Raw genomic sequence first — 4,396 nt, forward strand, 5'->3', positions numbered from 1 at the left:
GCACGGGCTTTGATCGCGTGGAATTTGGTCTGGGAAGCAAATCGACTCCAGGAACCATAGGAAATATCTTTAGCGAGGACTTCGCCTGCATCAATCAGTTGTTCAATTCGTTCCAGTAATGAACCTTGTCTTGACTGAGCAATGCTAGTTCTAATCTCATTGAGATTTTGATGTTTCTCGACCCGAAAAAGCTGATCAAAATCTCTCAGCCATCTTGAGTCATTGGCAGGCCAATCATTAGCTGCCGCATGTTGCTTCATCAGGAATTTACTAGCTTCTTTGAGAGGTGTATTGTCCTCTTCCCGGACAGTCCATCCCCTCTCTTCCCGTGCTTGCCTAATTTTTGCTCGTCCCGGTTCAGAAGCTTTGAAGGTTTTTATTCCCATTGGGAGTAATTGTCAAGATCATTCACGATCAGCTTGTGTTCGATCTTACCTGATCGTGTGAAATTAAACTGAATTCTGCATCCTAGAAGTGTGAGGGAGTCTATTTCTCCTGAACTCAATCCGTTCTTGGGGGAGTGCGGCATGGACTTAATCAGTGACTGGGCCATCTTGAATGACACGAAATCTAAGCAATTAGAGCGAATTTTAGCTGAGTTTCATCACCTGAATGAATGGGAAATAACCCTTGCTTGTGTTTTGCTGGAAAGCTATCATGCCGTTTATCGGCGCGATCGCCTGAGGCAACGTCGAAACCAATTGACAACGGGTCAAGCAAGAAGTAAGGCACAGTGCGCACCGCCTACGCCTAACCAGCTCCAGGAAATTGCGCAAGGGATGAATGCCAAAGTCAGCTTAAACATACGATCAGAAGAAGTCACTCATCGACTCCATGATTTGGCGAAACGCTTAAGGCAGTATCGCCATTCTGTCAGGATCGGCTTCCGTGGGACAGCCTATTTGGATGAGTTCAAGCATCATCCCAAGTTCAACTCGATCCGGTCTGTTGAGTCTGAAAAGGAAGGATTCAGCCCATTTTTGCACATGTATTCCTTCTAGTTAGGGGCGCTTTTATGCTCTATATTAATTAATAGTCCCCTTGGCATCCCCCAATGGGATGGACAACCTAACTTGTGTGCATAAGCTCTCGACGCTCAGAGATATAGCAGGTAGGATAAGACATTTCAGTTCAGCAATCTGCCTTCTGCTCACGTTAAGGTGCATCCCATGAGCGCAGTACAATACCCAGTCTACGAATATCAAGTTGGCGGAAGTCTCCCTTCTGATGCTCCTACCTACGTGGTGCGACAAGCCGACTCAGAGTTGTATAACGCCCTAAAGAAAGGAGAGTTCTGCTACATCTTGAACTCCCGCCAAATGGGTAAGTCTAGCTTGCGGGTACAAACGATGCAGCGATTGCAGGATGAGGGGATTGCCTGTGCTGTAATTGACCTAACTGCGATCGGCTCTCAGCAGATTACTCCAGATCAGTGGTATGCAGGCATAGTTAACGATATAGCCAGTAGCTTCAAGGTATTAGATCGGTTTGATATCACAACTTGGTGGTGCGCACACAGGTGTCTTGCTCCCGTCCAGCGCTTTTGCGAGTTTCTCCGCAAGGTGTTGCTGAGAGCGGTTACTCAAAATATAGTCATTTTTATCGATGAAATCGATAGTGTTCTGAGCTTAAATTTCCGAGTTGATGAGTTTTTCGCAGCTATCCGAGCGTTCTATAACCATCGTCCTGACATTCCCGATTTCAAGCGCCTCACCTTTACTCTGTTGGGGGTGGCAACACCTTCGGATTTGATTCGAGACGCCAATTGTGCACCGTTCGATATTGGTCATGCGATCGAACTCTGTGGCTTTAAGTTGCACGAAACTACACCTTTACAAAAAGGATTGGAAGAAGCGAAGGTAGACAAACCTCACTCTGTACTCAGGGAAGTGTTGGCTTGGACAGGGGGTCAGCCGTTCCTGACCCAAAAACTATGTAATCTGATCCTCACCTACCGCCATTCGCAATCAAGCTGTTCTTCACCCACTGAATGGGTAGAGAGATTGGTGCGTCTCTACGTTCTGGATAAATGGGAAGCAGCAGATAATCCGGAGCATTTGAGGACAATACGCGATCGCCTCCTCAGGAGTGAGCGCAGCGCTCAGCTTTTGAAGCTCTACCAACAAATTGTACAACCGCAGGACGTTCCAGCCAAAGACACCAAAGAAGAAATTGAATTGCGTCTGTCGGGGTTGGTAGTCAAGCAGGATGGTCGGTTAAAAGTTTATAACCGCATCTACAAGTCTGTGTTTAATGTTGGTTGGGTTGAATATCATTTCCCGCGACCCACGCCAGCACCACGGTCAAAGCTGCCAATTCGAGGTAATAACAATGAAGATAATAGAAGTTTGCAAGAACATCTTCTATACAATCACCTGCTCGACTGCGTACAAAAGGAATCGCCTAAGCAGTTGCTAGAACGCTTTCGCCTACTGTTTATCAACGGTTACGGCTACCCTGAACGGGAGATTGTAGCAGTACTGGACAGTATTACTGCTTCAAATCTAACTGAGCAGGAGTTTATGAATATCCTGAATCGGTGCTGCTACATTCTCATCAACCACTGGCGAATGTACCCAAAACAGCATTCAGCAATCCCTAGGTTGGTGGAGCTATTTAAGACTCTTTCGTCTAGTGTCGTGCAATCTCCCTTGAGTCGGCGCTTGCGGGAGTTGGTGCAACTATTTGTTCAGAGTGACCAGTATCTGGAGCTAGAACACTTAGCTATACTCATAGAGCCACCCCCAGATCTCGATCAGGTCAATGGCTCATTGGCTCAGGTTATTAGTCGGTATCCCTACTTGTACTCCCATTGTCGGTTGAGTCAGAGCAGTTCTGCGGAGCATCAACAAATAATCCGGCAACTTCAAGCACAAAAGCAGCGGCAATTTGAAATCCATCTCTCACACTATGCAACTTACTTGGCGCGGCAAATCCAAATCGAGCGCCAGCCTTGCTTAACTCTAGCTGCTAAGAATATACAGCCTATACCCAATCCCACCCGATTGAGCGATCGCGATTTGTTGGTTGCCCTTAAGCAATTTGTGGGAAAAGTGGACGGCTCGCACACCTACAAAGACTTGGCTCATCTGTTTTTAGCTCACACTTGCCAAGTTTCCTCCTACCGAGACTTTAAAAAAGATTTATACGAGTACGTGATTGCTTCGATTTCTCCAGAATACGGGAAATATCAATATTATCAGCACTTAGCTAAGCATCTGAAAAATACCTTTCCTGATTGCGATTCTCAAAAAGTCAACAATGTTCTGCTAGTACAGACTTGTCGTCAATTATTTAACTTTTTGGTAGCTAGTCCCGAACGACCTGAGCACCTACTTTTTATTGACTTAATTTCTAACAATAGCTCCCTGAATACAGTAGGTCTTTTGCTAAAAATAGCCCTGCTTTCACGCCAAGCCAAACCTCATTTAGAACAACGATTTTCCATGTTGTTTAATCATTATGGATCTCATGCGATCGACAATCAAAAAATTTTCTGGTTGCTCGAATCGTTAGAGAACTTAAATGTGGCTTTAGGAGTGAATTTTGGCGCTGTAGATATCTCCTTCATTACGACACGGCTCTGACCCAATGCTCGTAGACTACATACATTAAACGCCTGCGGATTTCCCACCCCGAAATGCAGAAAAAAGAGCGTTTTTACTGCAAGGCGAATATTCAACAGCTCGTCGCACGTTCGGTAAAGAGCGGTGCGACTGTTATTTTGACAACCATATTCCCGATTGGCCTGGTGCCGCTTCAAGTATGTTGATAGAAGTGCAAATCGCGAGTGCCCCGCAACTGGAAGCTTCCCGCTTCAAACCCATCGGTGAAGGTGATGGTTCGCCTATCTTCCGACAGCTTCCAGCCTGTGCTTTTGTATTCCACAGACCCATGTGTTTGAGGCTTTTTAAAGCGCGGAAAACCCTTTTTTCCGGGCTTGCCCTTCTTGCAGTTGTCGTAAAACCGAGCAATGGAACTCCAAGCTCGTTCGGCAGATGCTTGTCTGGCTTGGGAATTAAGTTTGCCCGCAAATGGGAATTGTTTAACGAGGACGGCGCAATAAGCACTCAGCTCGTACTTACCGATCCCCTTGTTGTCTATCCAGTATCTGATGCAACTGTTGCGAACAAATCGAGCAGTACGAATGGCTTCATCAATCCGCTCGTACTGCTGTTTTGTTCCCTCAAGCTTTGCCTCAAATACCAACATGTTTACGCTGACATCAGTAGCGTAATGCTAGCCTATATCCTGACCGCAATTCATCTCCCACTAAAACTTTGGTGGTACTCGCCTTCGGTTCGATATATCCGCCTTGTCTATAGTGGGAGCCTTCTTGCGGAAGAGAGGTAAGTTTCCTTTAGCCGCAGCCTCTTGAGCTGCTGGTTCGGTATCG

The 4,396-nt window shown here is 46.2% G+C and carries 3 protein-coding genes and 1 pseudogene; 2 read left to right on the forward strand and 2 right to left on the reverse strand.

Annotated features, from left to right (window positions below; genetic code table 11):
• On the reverse strand, window positions 1-386 hold a 386-nt coding region (locus V6C93_RS27340; RefSeq protein WP_333479827.1), incomplete at its 3' end, for a hypothetical protein.
• A gap of 90 nt (window positions 387-476) precedes the next feature.
• Here V6C93_RS27340 and V6C93_RS27345 point away from each other — a divergent pair.
• Together V6C93_RS27345 and V6C93_RS27350 are read left to right on the forward strand one after the other, a co-directional pair.
• Window positions 477-1,001 (forward strand): hypothetical protein, encoded by a 525-nt coding sequence (locus V6C93_RS27345; protein WP_333479828.1) that lies wholly within the window; start codon window positions 477-479, stop codon window positions 999-1,001.
• Window positions 1,002-1,169: 168 nt separating this feature from the next.
• Window positions 1,170-3,587: an AAA-like domain-containing protein gene (locus V6C93_RS27350; protein ID WP_333479829.1), complete on the forward strand. Its 2,418-nt coding sequence runs from the start codon at window positions 1,170-1,172 to the stop codon at window positions 3,585-3,587.
• Window positions 3,588-3,768: 181 nt separating this feature from the next.
• Here V6C93_RS27350 and V6C93_RS27355 read toward each other — a convergent pair.
• A pseudogene (locus V6C93_RS27355) lies at window positions 3,769-4,212 on the reverse strand (RNA-guided endonuclease TnpB family protein); the annotation flags it as partial.
• Window positions 4,213-4,396 lie beyond the last annotated feature (184 nt).

The sequence above is a fragment of the Allocoleopsis sp. genome, from assembly GCF_036703385.1.
Taxonomy (GTDB): Bacteria; Cyanobacteriota; Cyanobacteriia; order Cyanobacteriales; family Coleofasciculaceae; genus Allocoleopsis.